Raw genomic sequence first — 17,011 nt, 5'->3', positions numbered from 1 at the left:
GGCAACGCCAGAATCGCTGTCAGTCTTTGTGCGCCGGCGCCATCGCCGCCGCCAGCGTCGCTTCCCGGTTGGCCAGCACCCGCTCGACGGTATCCACCACCGCCTGCGTTTGCGGATCGATTTCGATGTTCACCTTATCGCCCAGGCGTTTCTTACCCAGCGTGGTGCGATCCAGCGTTTCCGGGATCAGGTGCACGCAGAAACGGTTATTCACCACTTCGCCGATGGTCAGGCTAATGCCGTCGATGCCGATGAAACCTTTGTGCAGCACATATTTCATCAATTCCGCATTCGGCATGCGCAGCCATACCTGCCGATTATTTTCCGACGTATAAATCTTGGCCACTTCCGCCGTGCAGATAATATGGCCGGACATCAAATGACCGCCAATTTCGTCATTGAACTTCGCCGCGCGCTCGATATTGACGATGTCGCCCAGCGCCAGATCGCCGAGGTTGGTCAGGCGCAGCGTTTCCTTGATCAAATCGAAGCTGACGCGGTTGCCCTCCACCGCAGTGACGGTCAGGCAGCAGCCGTTATGGGCTACCGACGCGCCCAGCTCCAGCCCCGGCAGCAGTTCTGCAGGCATCTCGATCACGTGGGTGCGGAAATTGGGTTTTTCATCAATGGCGACCAGCGGCGCGGTGCCTTGTACGATACCGGTGAACATATGTGCCTCTTCTACTAAATAGGTTAAAACGCTTCCGGCAGTTTGCCCCAGTTGGCACGGAAAACCAAATCCGCGACGGCAAAAATCGGGTGCCTGCGCATTTAATAACTATTTATCTGCGGCGTTTGCTTAACGACGCCGAGCAGGTACAATCTTTTTGACAAAATTCCGCTATTTTAATTGTTGTCCTCTCGCGGCAGCCCTCCCTCCCACATATATAAATAGAAAAGGTGTATGCGTGCAGAAGTACTTAATTGAAGCGCGTAGTTTATTGGCTCTCGCTATCCCGGTCATCATCGCGCAAATATCGCAAACTGCCATGGGCGTGGTGGATACCATCATGGCCGGCGCCTACAGCGCCACCGACATGGCGGCGGTTGCGGTCGGCACTTCAATCTGGCTGCCGGCCATCCTGTTCGGCCACGGCCTGCTGCTGGCGCTGACCCCGGTTATCGCCCAGCTCAACGGCGCCGGCCGCCGCGATCGTATCGGCCATCAGGTGCGCCAGGGCTTCTGGCTGGCCTCCGGCGTCTCCGTGCTGTTGATTGTCGTACTGTATAACTGCAAGTTCGTCATCGACATGATGCACAACATCGATCCGCAGCTGGCGGATAAAGCCGTTGGCTATCTGCACGCCATCATGTGGGGGGCGCCGGGCTACCTGTTCTTCCAGGTGATGCGCAACCAGTGCGAGGGGTTGTCCAAAACCAAGCCCGGCATGGTGATCGGCTTCCTCGGCCTGCTGGTGAATATCCCGATCAACTACATCTTCATCTACGGCAAGTTCGGCATGCCGGAACTCGGCGGCGTCGGCTGCGGCGTCGCCACCGGCAGCGTCTACTGGATCATGTTCCTGATGATGCGCTGGTACGTGAAGCGCGCGCCGTCGCAGCGCGACATCAAACGCCAGGCAGGCGATCTCGGCGGCCCGGACTGGGCGGCGCTGAAGCGCCTGATCGGCATCGGCATGCCGGTGGCGCTGGCGCTGTTCTTCGAAGTCACGCTGTTCGCCGTGGTGGCACTGCTGGTTTCGCCGCTCGGGATCGTTGCGGTTGCCGGCCACCAGATCGCGCTTAACTTCAGCGCGCTGATGTTCGTGCTGCCGCTGTCGCTGGGCGTCGGCGCCACCATCCGCGTCGGTTATCGCCTGGGGGAAGGCTCGGTCGAAGGCGCGCGCGTCGCCGCCTACTCTGCCATCGGCGTCGGCATCACCATGGCCGTCTGCACCGCGCTGTTTACCGCCACCTTGCGCGAACCGATCGCCCTGTTGTACAACGACAGCCCGGCGGTGGTGGCAATGGCTTCACAGCTGATGCTGTTGGCGGCGCTGTATCAAATCTCGGACTCGATCCAGGTGATCGGCAGCGGCGTGCTGCGTGGCTATAAAGACACCCGCGCGATCTTCTTCATCACCTTCATCGCTTATTGGGTGTTGGGCCTGCCGAGCGGCTATCTGCTGGCGTTAACCGACGTGGTGGTGCCGGCGATGGGGCCAAGCGGTTTCTGGATCGGCTTTATCATCGGCCTGACCTTCGCCGCCATCATGATGGCGCTGCGCATGCGCTGGCTGCAGAAACAACCGACCGCCGTCATCCTGCAGCGATCGACACGCTGAATCCGCTCCCGGCCGGTTTCATCCCCGGCCGGGCTGCGGTTTGCGGAAAAAAACGCCGGACTGCGCACAACCTCAGCAATCGCGTGAAATACCGAATAAAATTGCGCTTTTCCCCTTGCCAGCGCGCAGGTAGCTCGTTAATATTCGTCCCCGCTGTCAGCCATGACAGACAGGAAAAGATGCGTCCGTAGCTCAGTTGGTTAGAGCACCACCTTGACATGGTGGGGGTCGGTGGTTCGAGTCCACTCGGACGCACCATATTGCTGATTCATCTCTTCCCCTATCGCGTTATACTTCCCGTTATTTCATCTCTGCCCGACCGCCCGATTGTTATGTCGATCGCGCCGTGCTACCGCCATCAGCCACCAGGAACGCCACATGACCACCTTTACCGCCAAAACCGCCTTTTTACCGCTCGACAATGGCCTCGCCCGCCGTGAAGGCGTGATGAGCGACGGTTCGCCGGCGGCGGAAGTGCGTTTCGAGGCCGGCGCCTTCGGCCAGCTGCAAAAGCCCCCGCACGCGCGGCAAACTCGGGTAGTATCCGGTGAATTCGAGTTTACCCTCGGCGGCGATACACAGGTAATGCGGGCCGGCGAAAGCCTGATCCTGCCGGCGAACGTCGCCAGCGGCTGTTTCTGCCTGAGTGCCGGCGTGCTGCTGGAAATTCCCCAAACGCATTAAACCTGCATTTACAGCATGGTTATTTGCGCAACAAGTGGCCCGCAACGCGTTGCATTTGCGCCACATTTGCTCCCGTTTTGATATATCCACCGCGCCGCAGCGGTTTTTTATTTTGTTTCCCACCGCTTAGCCTTTATAATGCGCAACGTCTATCAGTTGAATGGTTTCAGCCCTTGATCTGCGAAAACGCTATAACAACACGATGTGATCTTACCCCGTTGCGCAGCATCCCCGCGCCCCCGCACGGGCTGAATTTTTCCGCCCCGCTTCAACTGTCGTCACCTATCCTTAACTATGTTTTTCACCACCAGGCACGGCCCAAATTCCCTACCGGCGTAAAGCACGCCGGTCAAATTCATTTTTTTATCCATCACAACTTGTAGAAAACTCCGCCATGAAAAAGACCAAAATTGTTTGTACCATCGGTCCAAAAACCGAATCGGAAGAAATGCTGACCAACCTGCTCAATGCGGGCATGAACGTGATGCGTCTCAACTTCTCTCACGGCGATTATGAAGAGCACGGCAACCGCATCAAGAACATGCGCGCCGTGATGGCGAAAACCGGTATCAACGCCGGCATCCTGCTGGATACCAAAGGCCCGGAAATTCGCACCATGAAACTGGAAGGCGGTAAAGACGCCTCGCTGGTCGCCGGCCAAACCTTCACTTTCACCACCGACCAGAGCGTGATCGGCAACAGCGATCGCGTGGCGGTCACCTACGCCGGCTTCGCCGCCGACCTGAAGATCGGCAACACCGTACTGGTTGACGACGGCCTGATCGGCATGGAAGTCACCAACGTGACCGAAAACGAAGTCATTTGTAAGGTGCTGAACAACGGCGACCTGGGCGAGAACAAGGGCGTCAACCTGCCGGGCGTTTCCATCCAGCTGCCTGCGCTGGCCGAGAAAGACAAACGCGACCTGATCTTCGGCTGCGAACAAGGCGTCGACTTTGTGGCTGCGTCCTTCATCCGTAAACGCTCCGACGTGCTGGAGATCCGCGAACACCTGAAAGCCCACGGCGGTGAGCAGATCCAAATCATCTCCAAGATCGAAAACCAGGAAGGCCTGAACAACTTCGACGAGATCCTCGAAGCCTCCGACGGCATCATGGTTGCCCGTGGCGACCTGGGCGTCGAGATCCCGGTCGAAGAAGTGATCTTCGCCCAGAAGATGATGATCGAGAAATGCAACCGCGCGCGTAAAGTGGTGATCACCGCCACCCAGATGCTCGATTCCATGATCAAGAACCCGCGCCCTACCCGCGCAGAAGCCGGCGACGTCGCCAACGCCATCTTGGACGGTACCGATGCCGTCATGTTGTCCGGCGAGAGCGCCAAAGGCAAATACCCGCTGGAAGCGGTCAACATCATGGCGACCATCTGCGAGCGTACCGACCGCGTGATGCCAAGCCGCATCGACACCCTGAACGATCGTCGCAAGCTGCGCATCACCGAAGCGGTGTGCCGCGGTGCGGTTGAAACCGCAGAGAAACTGGACGCGCCGCTGATCGTCGTCGCTACCAGCGGCGGCAAATCGGCGAAATCCGTGCGCAAGTACTTCCCGAACGCCGTGATCCTGGCGCTGACCACCAACCAGACCACCGCGCATCAGCTGGTGCTGAGCAAGGGCGTTATCCCGCAGATGGTCAAAGAAATCGCCTCTACCGACGACTTCTACCGCATCGGTAAAGAGGCCGCGCTGGCCAGCGGCCTGGCGCAGAAAGGCGACGTCGTGGTGATGGTTTCCGGCGCGCTGGTGCCGAGCGGCACCACCAACACCGCCTCGGTACACGTGCTGTAATATAAAACGTGACATAATTGCCTTGATCAAAACGCCGCTTTGCGGCGTTTTTTTTATCGGCAGTAAACTATTTTTCTCAAAACGCAACCGCGATCCGCTCATTATTTAGCTAATAATAAATCGGAGAAGTCCCATGGAAGCCGGCTGTTTTCCCTCGATTTTTTAACTAATTTGTAAAACCAGATGCAAGTTTGAGCGAACGATCAAAATAAAGCACCCCAACACTAAAAAATTATTCTCTTTCGAAAAAAGTTTGTGTAATACTTGTAACGCTACATGGAGATTAACTCAATCTAGAGGGTGTTATAATGAATCGTACTAAACTGGTACTGGGCGCGGTAATCCTGGGTTCCACTCTGCTGGCTGGCTGCTCTAGCAACGCTAAAATCGATCAACTGTCTTCTGACGTTCAGACTCTGAACGCTAAAGTTGATCAGCTGAGCAACGACGTGAACGCAATGCGTTCTGACGTTCAAGCGGCTAAAGACGACGCAGCACGCGCTAACCAGCGTCTGGACAACCAAGCTCACGCTTACAAAAAGTAAGATAGCTTTGGTTATTGAAAACGGCGCACATTGTGCGCCGTTTTTTTTTGCCTGCTCATCGGCCCTGGAGTTCTCCTTCGGCAGATAAAAAAAGAGGCTCAGCACGCTGAACCTCTCTTCGACCGCTCAATCCTGCAAACTTAGTTCACCGAACTGATTGGCGCTGCCTTGAATGGGCTCTTATTCGCCGCAGGCGCCGCTACAGGCGTTAAACTCACTTCAGACGGGTTCTCCCCTACGTTGACCAGCACCGGCATGCCAGAACGGCGTACAACCGCGTTATCGAACACGGCGCGATCGGTCTGACCATCCGCAACAAAAGCTTTCTCTGCTTTAGACAGCGCAATCGGCATGGTCTGCGGATCGTCGCTTTCTACCCGCGACAGCGGCTGATGCACTTCCACATAGCGTTTGCCGTCCGGCTCAACCGAAATCTTCACCGGATCGTTGATCACCTGCACCCGTGTACCACGCGGCACCTGATTGAACAGCGCTTCGATGTCCGTCGGACGCAGACGAATACAGCCGGAGCTGACGCGCATACCAATACCGAAATTGGCATTGGTGCCGTGGATCAGGTATTCACCGCGCCCCATCGCCAGACGCAGGGCGAACAGCCCCATCGGGTTCTCAGGGCCGGCCGGCACCACGGCAGGTAGCGTCACGCCCTGGGACTGATAGCGTTTGCGGATGTTGGCGGTTGGCGTCCAGGTCGGGTTAGGGATCTTCTGGCTAATGGAGGTCACTTCCAGCGGCGTGTGCATCCCGGTCTGGCCGATACCGATCGGATAGACGATCACTTTATTCTCGCCTTTCGGATAGTAGTAAAGGCGCAGCTCGGCCAGGTTGACGATAATCCCTTCACGCTTGGTGTCAGGCAGCAGCATTTGGGTCGGAATGGTCAGCACCGTACCCGGCTTAGGCAGGAACGGATCGGTGCCGGGGTTGGCTTCCAGCATGCCCAGCAGGCCAATCTTGTAGTCGGCGGCAATCGCCTCCAGCGGACGGCCGTCGTTTGGCACGGTATAAGTGGTGTTTTCGCCGATCAGACGGCTGTCCGGCGGCGGCAGCGGGTACTCGGTCGCACTGGCGGCCTGCGTGCCGGCCAATACGGTGGCGAAGACCATGCCCATTAAACTCAACGCACGTTTCATTATCATCCCTATATTTTTTATGACGGTTCGTCCCCAAGGCTAGCGAGCGCCCGGCGGCGGGTAAATCAGACAATACCTGATTAATACTAGCAACGCTGGCATCAAAGGCAATAAGTTCTCTAAAAATCAACACGTTATAACGTAATCGCCGCCGCTGATTGTCAACGAAACGTCAACGGATAAGCTGCTGAAATATCACTGAATTGGGGATGTTATCTGGGGGGAAAGCGTGGATTGTAAAGGCTCATTGACAAAGCGAATATATCAATGAGCCCTTAAGGACGGGAGGCGTTCAGGCTCAGGCCAGCTGAGCGGCTTTACTGCGAATGGCGCGGATCATCGCCTCCAGCCCCTGTGAACGCGAAGGCGTCAGGTGTTGGCTGAGCGCCAGCTCGGCGAAAAACGGCCGCACATCGAGCTCGACAATCTGCTGCGGCGTCAATTGGCGATACAGAATAAACACCACCGCCAGCAGCCCTTTGACGATCGCCGCGTCGCTATCGCCGTGAAACTCGACCTGTCCCTGTTCATCGCGGCGCATCACAATCCACACCTGGCTCTGACAGCCGGAGATCAGGTTGCCGGCCTGTCGCTCGGCCTCGTCCAACGGCGGCAATTTGGCGCCGAGTTCAATCACGTACAGGTATTTTTCCTCCCAGTTCAAACAGCGGGAGAAATTACGCACCAATTTATCTTTGTCCGGCAAATTCGCCATGGGGATCCTTTTGTACCGCCGGGGACGCGCCCCGGCCTAGCCTAATAGCTGATGAATGCGTTGCAGCCCGGCCACCAACCGGTCCACCTCTTCGCGGGTATTATATAACGCCAGCGAAGCGCGGCACATGCTCGGCACCTGATAAAACGCCATCAGCGGCATCGCGCAGTGATGGCCGGTGCGAATGGCGATGCCGTACTGATCGAGGAAGCTGCCGACGTCATAGGCGTGGTGTTCCCCCAGATTAAAGGCGATCACCCCGGCGCGATGGGCCGGGCCATAGACTTTCAGCGTCGGCACCTGGCTGAGTGCCTCCAGCGCATAGTGCATCAGCGACTGTTCATAATCATGGATCGCATTCAGGCCCAGGGCGTCGACGTACTCGAACGCCGCCCCCAGCCCCATGATGCCGGCGGTGTTCGGCGACCCGGCCTCGAAACGCCACGGCGGATCGGCAAAGGTGGTGCCCGCCGTCAGGCTGACCTGACGGATCATCGAGCCGCCCCCTTCCCACGGCGGCATCTGCTGCAGCAGCGCCTGGCGGCCATACAGCATGCCGATACCGGAAGGGCCGTACAGCTTGTGGCCGGAAAACACGTAAAAATCGCAGTCCAGCGCCTGGACATCGACGCGCTGGTGCATCACCGCCTGTGCGCCGTCCACCAGCACCGTCAAATCCGGTGCCAAGGCTCTGGCACGGGCGATGATATCGCGCACCGGGTTGACGGTGCCCAGCACGTTGGAGACCTCGGTCAGCGCCAGCAGCTTACAGGACGCGTCGACCAATTCCGGCAGCCGCGCCAGATCCAGCGTACCGTCCGGCTGCAGCGGCCACACCCTCAGCTGCAGCCCGCGCTCCTGCGCCAGCATCTGCCACGGCACGATGTTGGCGTGGTGCTCCATCTCGGTGATGAGAATCGCATCGCCCGGCTGCAGCAGGTGGCGGCCAAAGCTGTTGGCCACTAGGTTGATGCCTTCGGTGGTGCCTTTGACGAACACCATCTCTTCCGCCGAGGCGGCGTTGATAAAGCGCGCCGCCTGTTCCCGCACCGCTTCCATCTGCTGAGTCGCCTCAGCGCTCAGGGTGTGGATGCCGCGATGCACCGCCGCATAACCGTGGCGGTAGAACGCCAACTCGCGGTCGATCACCGACTGTGGTTTCTGCGCGCTGGCGGCGCTGTCGAGATAGGCCAGCGGTTGGCCGTTCACCTCACGCGTCAACAGTGGAAAATCGCTGCGCACGCGTTCAATCGGATAACTCATGCAGCCTCCCCCGGCAGGCGCTGGGCGATGCGCGCCAGCACCCGTTCCCGGATGGTGTCATTGTCGATGCCTTCGGTCAGCTCGGCGGCGAAGGCGAAGATGATCATCTGCTGCGCCGCGTGTTTGTCGATGCCGCGCGACTGCAGGTAGAACAGCTGCTCTTCATCGATGCGCCCCACGGTGGCGCCGTGGCTGCATTTGACGTCGTCGGCGTAGATCTCCAGCTGCGGCTTGGTATCCACCTCCGCCACCTTGCCCAACAGCAGGTTATGGTTGGTCATCTGGCCGTCGGTTTTGATCGCGTGCTTGGCCACTTTGATCATGCCGTTGAACACCGCCTTGCCGCGATCGCTGACCACGGTTTTATGCAGCTGGCGGCTCTCGCAATAGCCTTTGTTGTGCTCCAGATAGGTGCGGGTATCGCAGATCTCTTTGCCCACCGGCAGCACCAGGCTGTTGATTACCAGGTTCGCGCCTTCGCCGTTCAGCTGCGCGCTGGTGTTGTGACGCGTCAGACCGGCGCCCAGCAGGAAACTGTCGCTTTTCACCCGCGCGTCGCGGCCGATAACCAGATCGTTATGGGCAAAGTGATAGCTCGGCTGGCTCTCAAACGCCAGCTTGCAGTGCAACAGCCCGGCGTTGTCCGCCACGTTGGCGGTCAGGCGCGCGCCGGTGAAGTGTGCGGCCTCGCCCAGGCTGACGTAGTGTTCAATCACTTCCGCCTCAGCCCCGCGCCCAATCTCCAGATGATGGCGGTGATGCACGGTGTTCACTTCGCCGCTGGCGCCGCGTCCGCTGCTGATATGCAGCAGGTACAGCGGGCGAGCTGGGGCCTTGCCGGCCGGCAGGCGAATCAGGCTGGTTTCCTGCGCCAGACTTTCGGTCAGGTGCAGGAAAATCTCCGGCTGGACCGGCTCCGGCAGCGCCTGCGGCGTGCCGTAGGCAGTCAATTCAAACTGGTAGTCGCCCAGTTCGCTATCGCTGAGTGCGGCGCTGTAGCGGCCGTCGATAAACACCAACCGACAGGCATCGATGCCAAGCGCCAGCGCCTCAAGCTGCTCTGCGCTCACCGGCGCGGGCTGCGGATCGAGGAACTGCTGCTCCAGCAGGCTCTCCAGCGGCGTGTACTTCCAGTTTTCATGCTTGCGCGTCGGCCAGCCGAGGCGCAGCGCCTGCTGCCAGTGCGCCAAGGCATGCGGCGAACGCTCGCCGCCGCGGCCTTCGAACAGGCGATACAGCTGCTGCAGCGCGTTTGAATTACTGTTGGTCGGTAAGCCAGCCATAGCCCTGCTCCTCCAACTGTTTCACCAGCGAGAAATCGCCGGATTTGACGATGCGCCCCTGGGACAGCACGTGTACGTAATCCGGCTGGATGTAGTCCAGAATGCGCTGATAATGGGTCACGATGATAAAGGCGCGCTTGCCGTCCCGCAGCGAGTTGACGCCGTTGGCGACGATCTTGAGCGCATCGATGTCCAGACCGGAGTCGGTTTCATCGAGAATGCACAGATCCGGCTCCAGCGCCGCCATCTGCAGAATGTCGTTGCGCTTTTTCTCGCCGCCGGAGAAACCGACGTTGACCGAACGGGTCAACAGATCGGCCGGCATGTCCAGCAGCGCAATTTTCTCTTCGATGAAATCGGCGAAGTCAAAACGATCCAGCGGCTCCTGCTCGCGGTATTTGCGCACCGCGTTGACCGAGGTCTGCAGGAAGAAGTGGTTGCTGACGCCGGGGATCTCCACCGGGTACTGGAAGGCCAGAAACACGCCCTCGCCGGCGCGATCTTCCGGATCCAGTTCCAGCAGGTCCTTGCCCTTGAAAGTGACTTCCCCTTCGGTCACTTCGTACTCTTCACGCCCGGCCAGCGTGGCGGACAGCGTGCTCTTGCCCGAGCCGTTCGGCCCCATGATGGCATGCACTTCGCCCGGTTTGATCTCCAGATCCAATCCCTTGAGGATCTCGTTGCCTTCCACGCTGACTTTCAAATTCTTGATGCTTAACATGCTGTGTCCTCAGATAGCGCCGACGGCGCTAAAAATGCGGCGATTAACCCACGCTGTGTTCCAGGCTGATGGCCAGAAGTTTCTGCGCCTCGACGGCGAACTCCAGCGGCAGCTCGGAGAAAACGTCCTTGCAGAAACCGTTGACGATCATCGAAATGGCGTCATCCTCGCTGATGCCGCGCTGCAGGCAGTAGAACAGCTGGTCGTCGCCGATCTTCGAGGTGGTGGCTTCGTGCTCCAGCTGAGCGCTGTTGTTGCGCGCTTCAACGTAAGGGAACGTGTGGGCACCGCTGTCCGGCCCGATCAGCATCGAGTCGCACTGGGTAAAGTTACGGGCGTTTTCCGCCCCCGGCAGGATTTTCACCAGGCCGCGATAGGTGTTTTCGCTGTGGCCGGCGGAAATGCCTTTGGCGATGATGGTCGACTTGGTGTTTTTGCCGATGTGGATCATCTTGGTGCCGGTGTCCGCCTGCTGATGGCCGCTGGTCAGCGCCACCGAGAAGAATTCGCCGATCGAGTTGTCGCCCTGCAGGATCACGCTCGGGTATTTCCAGGTGATGGCCGAGCCGGTTTCCGACTGGGTCCAGGACATTTTCGAGCCGGCGCCTTCGCACAGCGCGCGCTTGGTGACGAAGTTGAGGATACCGCCCTTGCTCTCGCCGCCGGAGAACCAGTTCTGCACCGTCGAGTATTTCACTTCGGCGTCTTTATGCAGGATCACTTCCACCACCGCTGCGTGCAGCTGGTAGCTGTCGCGCACCGGGGCGGAACAGCCTTCGATGTAGCTGACATAGCTGCCTTCGTCGGCGATCAGGATGGTGCGCTCGAACTGGCCGGTTTTGGCGGCGTTGATACGGAAATAGGTCGACAGCTCCATCGGGCATCGCACGCCCTTCGGCACATAGACGAAGGTGCCGTCGGAGGCCACTGCGGCGTTCAACGCGGCGAAGAAGTTATCGTTGGAGGGCACCACGCGCCCCAGGTACTGACGCACCAGATCCGGGTATTCCTGAATCGCTTCGCCGAACGAGCAGAAGATCACCCCGCTCTCCGCCAGTTTTTCACGGTAGGTGGTAGCGACCGAGACCGAGTCGAAGATGGCGTCCACCGCCACCTCGCTGCCCTCGCGCACCGGCACCCCGAGCTGATTGAACGCCAGCTCCACTTCGCTGGTCAGGTAATCTTTTTCCGTCGCCGCGCCCGGTTGCTGCTCGGCGCCGGGTTGCGAACCGCAGGCGTCGTCGCAGCTGCCGCAGGAGGGCGCCGAATAGTAACTGTAGTCCTGGTAGTTCAGGCGATCGTAATTGGCCTTCAGCCAGTGCGGCTCTTCCATCTGCAGCCAGGCGCGGTAGGCCTCGAGGCGGAATTCCAGCATCCACTCGGGTTCGTTGCGCTTGGCCGAGATGGCGCGCACCACCTCTTCGTTGATGCCTTTGGCCAACTCATCGGTTGCCAGCTGGGTGAAGAAACCTTCTTTGTAGCGACCTTCGCTGACCCAAGCCTGCACTTCATTAGGCATTTCTACATTGCTTCGTGTCATGTTGATTGCATCGCTCAAACGCCAAAGCTCTCGCCGCACCCGCAGGCATGCTGAGCTTTAGGGTTGTTGAATTTGAATATCTGATTCAGCCCTTCGCGGACGTAATCTACCGTGGTGCCATCGATGAACGGCATGGCCTTCAGCGGCACATAGAGTTTGGCGCCGTCGCGCTCAAACAGCAGATCGTCATCGGCGGGTTCGCGGGTCAGATCCAGCACATAGGCAAAGCCGGCGCAGCCGGATTGTTTCACCCCTAGCTGCAGCCCTTTCACCTGCGGATCCTGCTGCATCAGTTTCGTTATTTGTCGTACGGCGCTGTCGCTGAGCGAAATGCCTTGCCAGACATTTTCATCCAGAGAAAAAGTGCCGACATTTTCCGTTTGCATAGGGTCTACCTCACACTCGTGTTTGGCCACAGCCAATCTGGGTTGCTTATATGTTAGTGATAACGATTATCACTTCAACCGTTTGTTTTGCGGGGGTATCCGCCGCCAGCGCGGTTTTTCGCTGCGGCGTGCGGCAAGCCAGCGGGACATTCGTGGCGGCTTGCGGCGTCCGGCGGCAAGGTGTGCATGCTATCCCTATGAATTTATTATCTATCCTGCATCACCGTACCGCACTCCCCGGTGGCCCGTCAGCGTTACAGCGCTGCGGTGCGTTGCCGATCTAAACATTCATAGAAAATACCTATTTCTGCATTCTGTCTGTCGTAAATGTGCGTTTATCGGCATTTCGTGGCGCTGCGCAAGCGCGCAGCCCTCAGGTTAAAGTTTAGTCGCTCAGGATTAAGTTGGGGCGGCGGCGGTCTTTTACCCTTCCGCGCAATAAAAAAACGCCACGCCGGGGATTGATCGGCAACGCGGCAGTTTATATGATAATGATTATCATTCAATTTGAATTTGAGCGCGAAGCCAATGACTCTTTCGATCAACGCATGGTTACTGGGCAAGATTGATGACTACAAATTCAGCGTGCGCGACGCCACGGTGGACTTTTATATGGCCGAAGCGGCGCTGCGGCGCCCGGAATGCAATATCGACCACCTGAAGCGGTACAACAGCGTCAGCCTCACCATGGCCAATCTGTGCCTGGAGAACGGCGACGATGACAGCTACCTGCACGCGCTCAGCAAGCTGCACAACCGGCTGATCGTCGAGATCAACAATCCGCAGCGCTGCCAGCTGTTTCGGGTGCAAAGCTATCACTTCGCCCGCCACACGCTGACGCTGATCTGCCAAAAGTATGCGATGGAAGGCACCTGGGAGAAGGCGAACGCGTTTCAGAAGGACTTCGTCAAACGCGTACCGTTTCAGCTGTAAAGCGAAAGGCTCCGCAGGCCGGCAGCCTGCGGAAACCGGCGAGAATCAGTCGATAACCGCCGTGGTCAGACGCGAGGTGCAGCACAGCCGATCGCGCGCGTCGAAGATCTCGATTTGCCACACCTGATGGCGACGGCCGACGTGCAGTGCGCGACATACCCCGCGCACCTGGCCATCGAACACCGCGCGCAGGTGGTTGGCGTTGATCTCCAGCCCCACCACTTTCTGCTCGCCCTCACTGCACAGGTAACCGGCCATCGATCCCATCGATTCCGCCAGCACCACCGACGCCCCGCCGTGCAACAGCCCGAACGGCTGGCGGGTACGGCTATCGACCGGCATGGTGGCCTCGAGGAAATCCTCGCCCAATTGGGTAAACTCGATGCCCACATGGCTGACCATGCAGCCGTCGCCGGCGCGGTTCAGCTGCTCCAGCGATGTTTCACGTTTCCACAATTTCACTCAATCATCTCCAGAAGTGCCTGTAATGGGTGGCGCACGCCATTGCCCTCGATGCGTTTCACCTGGCTGCGGCAGGAATAGCCGGTCGCCAGGCAGCGCTGCCTTGGCAAACGCTGCAGTGTCGGGTGCCATGATAACTCATAAATGCCGAGCGAGTTTTGCAGGTTCTTGGCTTCGTGGCCGTAAGTCCCCGCCATGCCGCAGCAGCCGACGCTGACGTTTTCCAGTTTGGCGCCGAAGCGGGCGAAGATCGCCGCCCACTGTTGGCCGCTGGCCGGCAGCGCGGTGGTTTCGGTGCAGTGGCCGAACAGATACCACGGCTCGCCGGTCGCCGGCTGTTCGGCGCGATCCGCGATCCGCTGCTGCAGCCATTCATGCACCAGCTGCACCTGGAAATCGCCGCGCTCAGCGCCGAGGATCTCGCGGTATTCGTCGCGGTAACACAGCACCAGTGCCGGATCGACGCCCACCAGCGGCATGTCGAGCTGCGCTACGCGGTTGAGAAAATCGGCGGTTTTGCGCGCGGTGCGGGCAAAGCGCGTCAGGAAACCTTTCACATGCTGCGCCTTGCCGTTCGGCGAGAACGGCAGCAGCACCGGTTTATAGCCGAGCTTCTCCACCAGGCGGACAAAGTCCGCCACCACTTTGGCGTCGTAATAGCTGGTGAACGGATCCTGGACGATCAGCACGTGATCGGCGCGCTGATCGGCGCTCAGCCTTTCCAGCTGCTCCAGCGTCAGCGTGGTCGCGCGGTGGCCGGACAGCTGCTGACGCAGCGTCGGGCTGGACAGCAGTGGCAGATCGACCATGCCGATGGCGTTGCGGCTCATCTCCCGCAGCCACGGCTGGCGGAAGAAGAAGTTGAACACCTTCGGCGCGCGGGCCATCAACGGGGTATAGCTCTCCACACCGGCGACCATGTAGTCGCTTACCGGGCGCAGATAGCGGGTGTGGTAGAGCTGCAGGAAGCGCGAACGGAATCCCGGCACGTCAATCTTGATCGGGCACTGGGTGGAGCAGGCCTTGCAGGCCAGGCAGCCGGACATCGCCTCTTTCACTTCGTGCGAGAAGTCATACTCGCCCTTGCCCGCGTGCCAGCTGTTGCGGGTCTTTTCGATCAAACCGCGCAGGCTGACTCGCTGCTGCGGCAGCTGTTTCTCCAGCGCCAAAGGATCGACGCCCTGCTCGGCCAACAGACGCAGCCACTCGCGCACCAGCGTCGCCCGCCCTTTCGGTGAATGAATGCGGTTGCCGCTGATCTTCATCGACGGGCACATCGGGCTGCGCACGTCGAAGTTGAAGCACAGGCCGTTGCCGTTACACTCCAGCGCGCCGCGGAACGAAGTGCGCACCTCGACCGGGATCTGACGATCGAAGGTGCCGCGTTTAACCGCGTCCACCTGCATCATCGGCGCATCTACCGCCAGTGGCGAACAGATCTTGCCCGGGTTCAGCCGGTTATCCGGATCAAACGCCGCCTTGATGCGGCGCAGCTCTTCATACAGCGTTTCCCCGAAGAACTCAGGGCTGTACTCGGCACGGAAGCCCTTACCGTGCTCACCCCACAGCAGGCCGCCGTATTTGGCGGTCAGCGCCACCACCTGATCGGAGATCTGCTTCATCAGCACTTCCTGCTGCGGGTCGCACATGTCGAGCGCCGGGCGCACGTGCAGCACCCCGGCGTCGACGTGGCCGAACATGCCGTAGCTCAGGTGGTGGTCGTCGAGCAGTTGACGGAATTCGACGATATAGTCCGCCAGGTGTTGCGGCGGCACGCAGGTGTCCTCGGCGAACGGAATCGGCTTGGCGCGCCCCTTGGCGTTGCCCAGCAGCCCGACCGCCTTCTTGCGCATGTTGTAAATGCGCTCGATGCCGACCAGATCGCCGCAGATCTGGTACCCGATCACACCGCCCTGCCGCTGCCCGATCAGTTCATCCAGCCGTTGGCACAGCGTCTCCATCTGACCGTCGATCAGCGCCCGATCGTCGCCGGCGAACTCAACGATGTTCAGCCCCAGCATCTCTTTATCCGGCACGTCGGCGATCAGTTCGTTCACCGAGTGCCAAACGATGTCTTCACGCGCCAGGTTCAGCACCTTGGAATCGATGGTTTCCACCGACAGCGCCTTGGCTTCGACCATAAAGGGCGCATTGCGCAGCGCCGAGTCGAAGGAGTCATACTTCACGTTGACCAGGCGGCGCACTTTCGGCAGCGGCGTGATATCCAGCCGCGCCTCGGTGATAAACGCCAGCGTGCCTTCGGCGCCGGTCAGGATGCGCGTCAGATCGAAAGTTTGCAGATCGTCGCTCAGCACATGGCGCAGATCGTAACCGGTGAGGAAGCGGTTGAGTTTGGGGAATTTCTCGAGGATCAGCGCACGCTGCTCGCGGCAGCGGTTGAGCACCGTGCGGTAGATGCGCCCTTCGGCGGTCTCTTCCAGAGCAATCGTTTCCGCCAGCGCCGTCGGCATGGCGCGGGTATCGATCATCTCACCGCCCAGCAGCACCGCCCGCAGGCCTAACACGTGATCGGAGGTTTTGCCGTACACCAACGAGCCCTGGCCGGAGGCGTCGGTGTTGATCATGCCGCCCAGCGTGGCGCGGTTGCTGGTGGACAGTTCCGGCGAGAAGAAATAGCCGAACGGCCGCAGATACTGATTCAGCTGATCCTTGATGACGCCGGCTTCGACTTTTACCCAGCCTTGTTCGACGTTGATTTCCAGAATGCGGTTCATATGGCGCGACATATCGACCACGATGCCGGTATTGAGTGACTGGCCGTTGGTGCCGGTGCCGCCGCCGCGCGGGCTGAAGGTCAGCGTCTTGAATCGCTCCTCCCCGGCCAGGCGGGCGATCAGCGCCACGTCGGCGGTGGAACGGGGAAACACCACCGCATCGGGCAACAGCTGATAGATGCTGTTGTCGGTAGCCATCGTCAGCCGGTCAGCGTAGCTGGTGGCGGTGTCGCCGTTGAATCCGTTTTGCTTCAGTGCTTCCAAAAAGTCGAGCACCCGTTGAACGAGGCCGGGCGCCTGAGAAATCTGTGGGATCATTCGCTTTTTTGACCCTGTCCGTCTATTTTTTATGCGCTGATGTACGCTGAATCGGGCCTTTAATTCAGACCCACCCTATTTTTTAGTGACACTAAAAACTAACATACTCGTTTAGTGAAGGCATTCACATTATTACCGCCCTGCGAGCGCCGCCACAGGCGGCCGCCCGGCGGTGATAAA

The 17,011-nt window shown here is 59.3% G+C and carries 15 protein-coding genes and 1 tRNA gene; 6 read left to right on the top strand and 10 right to left on the bottom strand.

Annotated elements, in window-relative coordinates; genetic code table 11:
- Positions 1-19: 19 nt before the first annotated feature.
- On the bottom strand, positions 20-670 hold the full coding sequence (locus tag FUU19_RS23945; RefSeq protein ID WP_016927930.1) for a riboflavin synthase: 651 nt from the start codon (positions 668-670) through the stop codon (positions 20-22).
- A gap of 238 nt (positions 671-908) precedes the next feature.
- Between FUU19_RS23945 and FUU19_RS23940 the strand changes: the two genes are divergently transcribed.
- From FUU19_RS23940 to FUU19_RS23920, 5 genes are all read left to right on the top strand, one after another.
- Positions 909-2,285 carry an MATE family efflux transporter gene (locus FUU19_RS23940; RefSeq protein WP_043141143.1) on the top strand — a complete coding sequence of 459 codons (1,377 nt, stop codon included), beginning with the start codon at positions 909-911 and terminating at the stop codon, positions 2,283-2,285.
- A gap of 181 nt (positions 2,286-2,466) precedes the next feature.
- Positions 2,467-2,543 (top strand) — tRNA-Val (locus FUU19_RS23935).
- Between the two features lie 120 nt (positions 2,544-2,663).
- Entirely contained in the window at positions 2,664-2,969 is a 306-nt protein-coding gene (locus FUU19_RS23930; protein ID WP_141969115.1) for a cupin domain-containing protein, read from the top strand.
- A 394-nt stretch (positions 2,970-3,363) separates the two neighbouring features.
- Positions 3,364-4,776 (top strand): pyruvate kinase PykF, encoded by a 1,413-nt coding sequence (gene pykF, locus FUU19_RS23925; protein WP_038870996.1) that lies wholly within the window; start codon positions 3,364-3,366, stop codon positions 4,774-4,776.
- A gap of 308 nt (positions 4,777-5,084) precedes the next feature.
- Entirely contained in the window at positions 5,085-5,321 is a 237-nt protein-coding gene (locus FUU19_RS23920; RefSeq protein ID WP_004931354.1) for a major outer membrane lipoprotein, read from the top strand.
- Between the two features lie 140 nt (positions 5,322-5,461).
- On the opposite strand, the gene FUU19_RS23915 is transcribed toward FUU19_RS23920, so the two are convergent.
- From FUU19_RS23915 to sufA, 7 genes are all read right to left on the bottom strand, one after another.
- Entirely contained in the window at positions 5,462-6,475 is a 1,014-nt protein-coding gene (locus FUU19_RS23915; RefSeq protein ID WP_202669412.1) for a L,D-transpeptidase family protein, read from the bottom strand.
- A 298-nt stretch (positions 6,476-6,773) separates the two neighbouring features.
- A complete protein-coding gene (sufE, locus tag FUU19_RS23910; RefSeq protein WP_060432959.1) occupies positions 6,774-7,190 on the bottom strand; it encodes a cysteine desulfuration protein SufE in 417 nt (138 codons plus the stop codon).
- Between the two features lie 36 nt (positions 7,191-7,226).
- The gene (gene sufS, locus FUU19_RS23905) at positions 7,227-8,453 is read right to left on the bottom strand and encodes a cysteine desulfurase SufS (protein ID WP_230490514.1); all 1,227 of its coding nucleotides are present in this window, start codon (positions 8,451-8,453) and stop codon (positions 7,227-7,229) included.
- Positions 8,450-9,736, bottom strand: a complete 1,287-nt coding sequence (gene sufD / locus FUU19_RS23900; protein WP_230490513.1) for a Fe-S cluster assembly protein SufD — start codon at positions 9,734-9,736, stop codon at positions 8,450-8,452. Before sufD ends, sufS begins: the two co-directional genes overlap by 4 nt.
- Complete coding sequence (gene sufC / locus FUU19_RS23895; protein WP_016927936.1) at positions 9,711-10,457, bottom strand: Fe-S cluster assembly ATPase SufC; 747 nt, start codon at positions 10,455-10,457, stop codon at positions 9,711-9,713. The genes sufD and sufC overlap by 26 nt, the downstream gene beginning before the upstream one ends.
- Positions 10,458-10,500: 43 nt before the next feature.
- Entirely contained in the window at positions 10,501-11,997 is a 1,497-nt protein-coding gene (sufB, locus tag FUU19_RS23890; RefSeq protein WP_033638360.1) for a Fe-S cluster assembly protein SufB, read from the bottom strand.
- A 14-nt stretch (positions 11,998-12,011) separates the two neighbouring features.
- On the bottom strand, positions 12,012-12,383 hold the full coding sequence (sufA, locus tag FUU19_RS23885; RefSeq protein WP_004931368.1) for a Fe-S cluster assembly scaffold SufA: 372 nt from the start codon (positions 12,381-12,383) through the stop codon (positions 12,012-12,014).
- A 528-nt stretch (positions 12,384-12,911) separates the two neighbouring features.
- On the opposite strand from sufA, the gene FUU19_RS23880 reads away from it, so the two are divergent.
- Complete coding sequence (locus FUU19_RS23880; protein ID WP_004931369.1) at positions 12,912-13,316, top strand: hypothetical protein; 405 nt, start codon at positions 12,912-12,914, stop codon at positions 13,314-13,316.
- A gap of 45 nt (positions 13,317-13,361) precedes the next feature.
- Here the strand turns inward: FUU19_RS23880 and menI are convergent, their stop codons facing one another.
- Positions 13,362-13,778: a 1,4-dihydroxy-2-naphthoyl-CoA hydrolase gene (menI, locus tag FUU19_RS23875; RefSeq protein WP_004931370.1), complete on the bottom strand. Its 417-nt coding sequence runs from the start codon at positions 13,776-13,778 to the stop codon at positions 13,362-13,364.
- A complete protein-coding gene (ydiJ, locus tag FUU19_RS23870) occupies positions 13,775-16,831 on the bottom strand; it encodes a D-2-hydroxyglutarate dehydrogenase YdiJ (RefSeq protein WP_230490512.1) in 3,057 nt (1,018 codons plus the stop codon). Before ydiJ ends, menI begins: the two co-directional genes overlap by 4 nt.
- Between the last annotated feature and the right edge of the window lie 180 nt (positions 16,832-17,011).

Origin of the sequence: Serratia montpellierensis, assembly GCF_020858655.1 — a bacterium.
Lineage (GTDB): Bacteria > Pseudomonadota > Gammaproteobacteria > Enterobacterales > Enterobacteriaceae > Serratia > Serratia montpellierensis.
The sequence above is the reverse complement of the archived record's forward strand: the minus strand, read 5'-3'. Positions and strand labels throughout refer to the sequence as shown.

Coding starts and splice junctions, on each gene's coding strand:
- sufB (WP_033638360.1), bottom strand. CDS start 11,997: ATGACACGAAGCAATGTAGAAATGCCTAATGAAGTGCAGGCTTGGGTC.
- FUU19_RS23915 (WP_202669412.1), bottom strand. CDS start 6,475: ATGAAACGTGCGTTGAGTTTAATGGGCATGGTCTTCGCCACCGTATTG.
- sufE (WP_060432959.1), bottom strand. CDS start 7,190: ATGGCGAATTTGCCGGACAAAGATAAATTGGTGCGTAATTTCTCCCGC.
- FUU19_RS23920 (WP_004931354.1), top strand. CDS start 5,085: ATGAATCGTACTAAACTGGTACTGGGCGCGGTAATCCTGGGTTCCACT.
- FUU19_RS23945 (WP_016927930.1), bottom strand. CDS start 670: ATGTTCACCGGTATCGTACAAGGCACCGCGCCGCTGGTCGCCATTGAT.
- ydiJ (WP_230490512.1), bottom strand. CDS start 16,831: ATGATCCCACAGATTTCTCAGGCGCCCGGCCTCGTTCAACGGGTGCTC.
- sufD (WP_230490513.1), bottom strand. CDS start 9,736: ATGGCTGGCTTACCGACCAACAGTAATTCAAACGCGCTGCAGCAGCTG.
- FUU19_RS23880 (WP_004931369.1), top strand. CDS start 12,912: ATGACTCTTTCGATCAACGCATGGTTACTGGGCAAGATTGATGACTAC.
- sufC (WP_016927936.1), bottom strand. CDS start 10,457: ATGTTAAGCATCAAGAATTTGAAAGTCAGCGTGGAAGGCAACGAGATC.
- pykF (WP_038870996.1), top strand. CDS start 3,364: ATGAAAAAGACCAAAATTGTTTGTACCATCGGTCCAAAAACCGAATCG.
- FUU19_RS23930 (WP_141969115.1), top strand. CDS start 2,664: ATGACCACCTTTACCGCCAAAACCGCCTTTTTACCGCTCGACAATGGC.
- sufA (WP_004931368.1), bottom strand. CDS start 12,383: ATGCAAACGGAAAATGTCGGCACTTTTTCTCTGGATGAAAATGTCTGG.
- sufS (WP_230490514.1), bottom strand. CDS start 8,453: ATGAGTTATCCGATTGAACGCGTGCGCAGCGATTTTCCACTGTTGACG.